5 protein-coding genes, 1 tRNA gene and 1 pseudogene are annotated in these 4,947 nt (G+C 34.6%); 3 read left to right on the top strand and 4 right to left on the bottom strand.

Going from position 1 to position 4,947, the window contains the following annotated elements; translation table 11 throughout:
- From MUW74_RS03395 to MUW74_RS03405, 3 genes are all read right to left on the bottom strand, one after another.
- The coding region (locus MUW74_RS03395; RefSeq protein WP_243553068.1) for a transposase at positions 1-454 on the bottom strand (454 nt) is incomplete at its 3' end.
- 327 nt (positions 455-781) lie between these two features.
- A tRNA-Ser gene (locus tag MUW74_RS03400) sits at positions 782-868 on the bottom strand.
- Positions 868-1,458, bottom strand: a complete 591-nt coding sequence (locus tag MUW74_RS03405) for a DUF502 domain-containing protein (RefSeq protein WP_243018165.1) — start codon at positions 1,456-1,458, stop codon at positions 868-870. The genes MUW74_RS03400 and MUW74_RS03405 overlap by 1 nt, the downstream gene beginning before the upstream one ends.
- A gap of 616 nt (positions 1,459-2,074) precedes the next feature.
- Between MUW74_RS03405 and MUW74_RS03410 the strand changes: the two genes are divergently transcribed.
- Genes MUW74_RS03410 through MUW74_RS03420 form a run of 3 tightly spaced genes read left to right on the top strand, consistent with a single transcriptional unit; the run spans position 2,075 to position 4,430 of the window.
- Positions 2,075-2,734 (top strand): metal-dependent transcriptional regulator, encoded by a 660-nt coding sequence (locus MUW74_RS03410; protein ID WP_243519006.1) that lies wholly within the window; start codon positions 2,075-2,077, stop codon positions 2,732-2,734.
- 9 nt (positions 2,735-2,743) lie between these two features.
- Positions 2,744-3,664: a metal ABC transporter solute-binding protein, Zn/Mn family gene (locus tag MUW74_RS03415; RefSeq protein ID WP_243519003.1), complete on the top strand. Its 921-nt coding sequence runs from the start codon at positions 2,744-2,746 to the stop codon at positions 3,662-3,664.
- Between the two features lie 7 nt (positions 3,665-3,671).
- Positions 3,672-4,430, top strand: coding sequence for a metal ABC transporter ATP-binding protein (locus tag MUW74_RS03420; protein WP_243519000.1), 759 nt, complete (start codon positions 3,672-3,674; stop codon positions 4,428-4,430).
- A gap of 122 nt (positions 4,431-4,552) precedes the next feature.
- Here MUW74_RS03420 and MUW74_RS03425 read toward each other — a convergent pair.
- A pseudogene (locus MUW74_RS03425) lies at positions 4,553-4,947 on the bottom strand (hypothetical protein); the annotation flags it as partial.

The raw sequence follows: 4,947 nt of genomic DNA on the forward strand, positions 1-4,947 counted from the left end.
GCGTAGCTGCCGTTTTGATCAGGCTTTCTCGTTGCCTAATGTAGCTACGTAAGACACAGATTTCATCATCTGGCCTGAATGATCCTTGGAGTAGACCATAGCTATGTAATTGGTGTAACAACTGACAATCTTGTACATCTGATTTCCTACCAGGAACATTTTTTACATGTTTTGCATTCACTAATAGCACAGTAAAACCATAAGACTCTAATACTTGGAATAGAGGGATCCAGTATACACCTGTTGATTCCATAGCTACTGTTGTAACTTGACACGTTTTCAACCATTTGGCTAAATTATGGAGATCTGCTGTAAAGCATTTAAACTTTTGGCCTCTTTGTTCACATCTGCCTTGAGGTACACATACATAATGTATTTCCGAACCTATATCAATACCTGCTGCGTTAGGATGAATAAGGTGCAATGCATATCCTTTTTTCCCTTTTTTTATCATAGCCTTCCATTTTATAATTTATAATAAAAAAAAGAAGTGCTTCAGCTTGGAACAGCTAAATAAATACATTCTTCTAGTCGGGGTTATATTACCTCCAATGGTTCAACCGCTCTTATCCAAAACCATGCTGAACGACGGGCACTTTAAGCACCAGGGACAGTGTAGATCATAACTGCAAAAGCACTCCTAAGATATAGTACAAAACTTTCAGGAGTATCATAACGGTATAAGCAAGTTTCTTTTTTAGGTGTAACCAACAGACGTGGGTGGGGGCTGAACGGCTACTACAGTTTCAGCCTACTGAGTTGAACTATAAGTAGTATGTAGAGGAGGGTGAGGGATTCGAACCCTCGGTACCTTTAAAAGCACGACGGTTTTCAAGACCGTTGCATTAAACCACTCTGCCAACCCTCCTAAATATTCTCTTGACTATTACTATCTTTTAGAGGTGTAAGTCCTCCAGAAAAATTAAACTTCATCACCTCAGAACCCGGTAATTCCAAAGGAGTAACCAATTCTGGAGGCACAATAATAAGCACGCCAGCTAAATCATAAGCATTAGGCAGATAAACGGCTACGTGATTAGGCATAGAAAGCACCTCTAGCGACTCTTTCGTAATAAACCCTATTCTATAGATCTGGCTGGTTTTATTCATTAAAATGATAACAGGCTTATTAAACTTTCCTTTGCTGTTTACAAAAGCTGATGTGAAATCTTTTAAATAGGAGTAAAGTGCACGAATAAATGGAACTTTTTTAATCAGCGATTCTGTAAATGAGAATACTGACTTAACCATAAGCGTAGTACCTATATAGCCTAACAACGTTATAGACGCTACAACAATAAACATGCCCAAACCTGGAATGCCAAGGCTAATAAAGCCATCTATTTTTCGCAATACCAATGAAATTAAATAGAGTGTTGCCCCTAATGGAATAATCAACAACAACCCTCTAAAAAAGTAGAGCACAAGCCGGTTAATAATCGGTTGTTTGGTTTTCATCATTTGAACATTATTAGATCTAAGGAAGACTAAGCATAAAGTATTCAGCTACAATTCTAACAAAAAACATGATACCAAACAAATGTATCACTACTATCTGTTTGAAAATAATATACTTTAAAGTAAAAGATTCATAATTGTATTTATATAATTGATAATCAGTATATAAATTATTTGTTCCAATATTTTATTTGGCTTTGTATTGGATTGTATCAACTTAATATCAAATATACCTTAGTTTATATATTAAAGCTTTTGTTTAATAGTTATATATTTAAGTCTGATTACATGTTTATTTAGTGTTTAAAACAAAATAATATTTAGGTCTATTATGGCTGTAGATAAAATAACAAAGCTTAATAGATCTTACGTGCTATTACTCTTACCCATTTTTTACTTTTCTACTATAAACTACCTTCGAAATAAGTATTTTTAATTCTGATTTACAATTAAAAATTTATTTAGACAAATCTAAATAAATTTTTAACTTAGACTAATATGTGATCAACCTAGCCAACAAAAATGAAATACGAAACCAAGTTTCAATTTACTATTTAGATTTGTCTAAATATTTATTTAATTTTGACTAAATCCATTCGATTTGTGCCGAATATATATGAAACATACCCATGCAGAAGAGAATTATTTAAAGGCCATTTATATGCTTTCTGAGAAACAAGAAAGTTTAGTGTCCACTACCGCCATGGCAGATTTTTTACATACTAGTGCTGCATCTATTACCGATATGATACAGAAGCTACATAACAAAGGGTTGGTTATATACCGAAAATACCAAGGTGTAACGCTGACAGATAGAGGTAAAGAATCGGCTATAAAGATTCTACGCAAATATTTGCTTTGGGAAGTTTTCTTAGTAGATAAATTAAAATTTGGCTGGAGTGAAATCCATGAGATCGCAGAACAACTAGAACATATTGACTGTGATACCCTGATCGATCGGCTCGATCATTTTTTAGGAAATCCCTATTGTAGCCCTCATGGTATAGTTATTCCAAATGCTGATGGCAAGATTATAGATAAGCCTAGATGGTTACTCACAGATCTATCTGAGGGAGCAAGTGGTATAGTGAGCGCTATTAAAGATGATTCTGTTGCTTTTCTGCAATATCTGGGTAAAAGAAATATCTATTTAGGTGCTAAAATCACGGTTATTGAAAAAATTCAATTTGATGGATCTACAGATATAACTATTGATAACCAATATAAAATTAATATATCCCGTAAGATCACTGATAATATTTTAATAACGCTATAGTATTGTAATATGATCACTAATTTTATTAAATATCTACATAAGGTTTTTTGTTTGTTTTTTTGTTTGACCTTGTCTGCTTGTTTAGATAATAGTAAAGACCAAGAATTTACTATCTTAACCACTACTGGCATGCTAGGAGATGCTGTTAAAAACATTGTAAAAGATGATGTGCGTGTAGTGAGCCTAATGGGTCCTGGTATAGATCCCCATACCTATCAAACTACCCAAAAAGACGTGCAGCAGTTGATTCATGCACATATAATTTTTTATAATGGACTTGATTTAGAGGGAAAAATGACTCAGCTATTAAAAAAAATAGCCAAACAAAAGAAAGTGTATGCAGTCAGTGATGCCCTCCATACAACCAAGCTATTATGTGATGGTACTATTGGCATAGACCCTCATATCTGGTTTGATGTAAGCCTATGGCAAGAGGTAGTGGGTTTTATCAGTCAAAAATTACAAGTCATAAGGCCAGAGTCAGCTGCTTATTATCAAGCTAATACGGCTGCTTATCTGAAAACTTTAGAGGAGCTGCACCAATCGGTTATGAATCAAATTCAATCTATTCCAAAGCAACAGCGGGTATTGATTACGGCACATGATGCTTTTGGTTATTTTGGCAAGGCTTATGATATAGAAGTAGTGGGTTTACAAGGCATTTCTACTGTAGCTGAATGTGGATTAAACGATATTAAACGTATTGTAGAGCTTATTGTAGAACGAAATATTAAAGCGGTTTTTTTTGAAACTTCAGTTTCAGATAAGTCGATGCGAGCTGTCTTAGAAGGTTGTGCTGATCGTGGACATAATGTGGCCATAGGAGGATACCTTTATTCAGATGCACTTGGCCCACCGGATACTTTAGCGGGAAACTATTGTGGCATGATCAGTACCAATGCTGCAACTATTGTTAATGCACTGAAATAAGAAAATAATGGAAACAGAACAGCCTATCGTAGATGTAAAAGATGTAACCCTTGCCTATACACAAAATAAAGCTGTATTAAAAAAAGTTAGTTTTGAGTTACCATCACATAAAATTATTGGTATAATAGGTCCTAATGGAGCAGGTAAATCTACCTTATTGAAAGCTGCTATGGGCCTTATTCCTTGTCAAAAAGGGGAAATAAAATTATTTGGAGAGCCGGTTCATAAGGTACGCAAACGGATTAGTTATGTCCCTCAAAAAGAATCAGTAGATTGGGATTTTCCTGCTTCTGTATTTGACATTGCCCTTTTGGGCAGGTATAATAGATTGGGATTCTTTGAACGTCCTAACAAGAAAGATAAAGCAATAGCTATGCAGTGTTTAGAGCAGTTAGGTATGGCACATCTTGCCAAGCGACAAATTGGAGCATTATCTGGAGGACAACAACAACGGGTATTTTTGGCCAGAGCATTGGCGCAAGATGCGGAATTGTATTTTATGGATGAACCTTTTACAGGCATAGATGTTACGACAGAACAAATTGTTATTAACCTCTTAAAAAATATGGTAGAAGCAGGTAAAACCATTGTGGTCGTACATCATGACTTGGGATCGATTTATAACTATTTTGATTGGCTTGTACTGCTCAACCAAACAGTTATAGCTGTTGGTGATACGAAAGAGGTTTTTACAGCTAGTTTACTAGAAAAAACTTATGGTAATAGATTGCCTTGCTTTCAAAACTACGCAAATAGCGCTCCATAATATTATTGCCTAAAAACTACTCCACTGTATAAATACTTTTTTATTTAACATAATATTAATTATATAACAACTTGTAAACCGATACAATAGAACAGTAGTATTCCTATTAAACAAGTATAGGATTAGTTATCTTTCTCTCTGTTCTTACTTTTCTCTTTTTCTCTTTCTTTTTCTTTGGTTTTAGCAATTTTAAGTGCGTCATTAGCGGCTTTTTCTAACGCCTCTCCTATCTCTGTTTCCAAATAGGTAAACGCTATCTGCACATCTATGTTGAGGGTTTCTTGGGCCATATGGTGGAGCTCTGTTACATGGATATAACCCTCTGCATGACTTAAATCATAGAGACGCTCAGCTAGTTTGATAAATAGTATAGAAAGCTGTATGTGTTCTTCTTTAATGGCTTTTTCTAATCGATTCTTAACATAGAGTAAAGAAGGATGTTCTAACTGGTTTCGTTTGTCTATTTTTAGGACATTGGATACAAAAGCATAAACGCCTAAATTATAATGTTCTTTAA

The sequence above is a fragment of the Candidatus Cardinium sp. cBcalN2 genome, assembly GCF_022810445.1.
Lineage (GTDB): Bacteria > Bacteroidota > Bacteroidia > Cytophagales > Amoebophilaceae > Cardinium.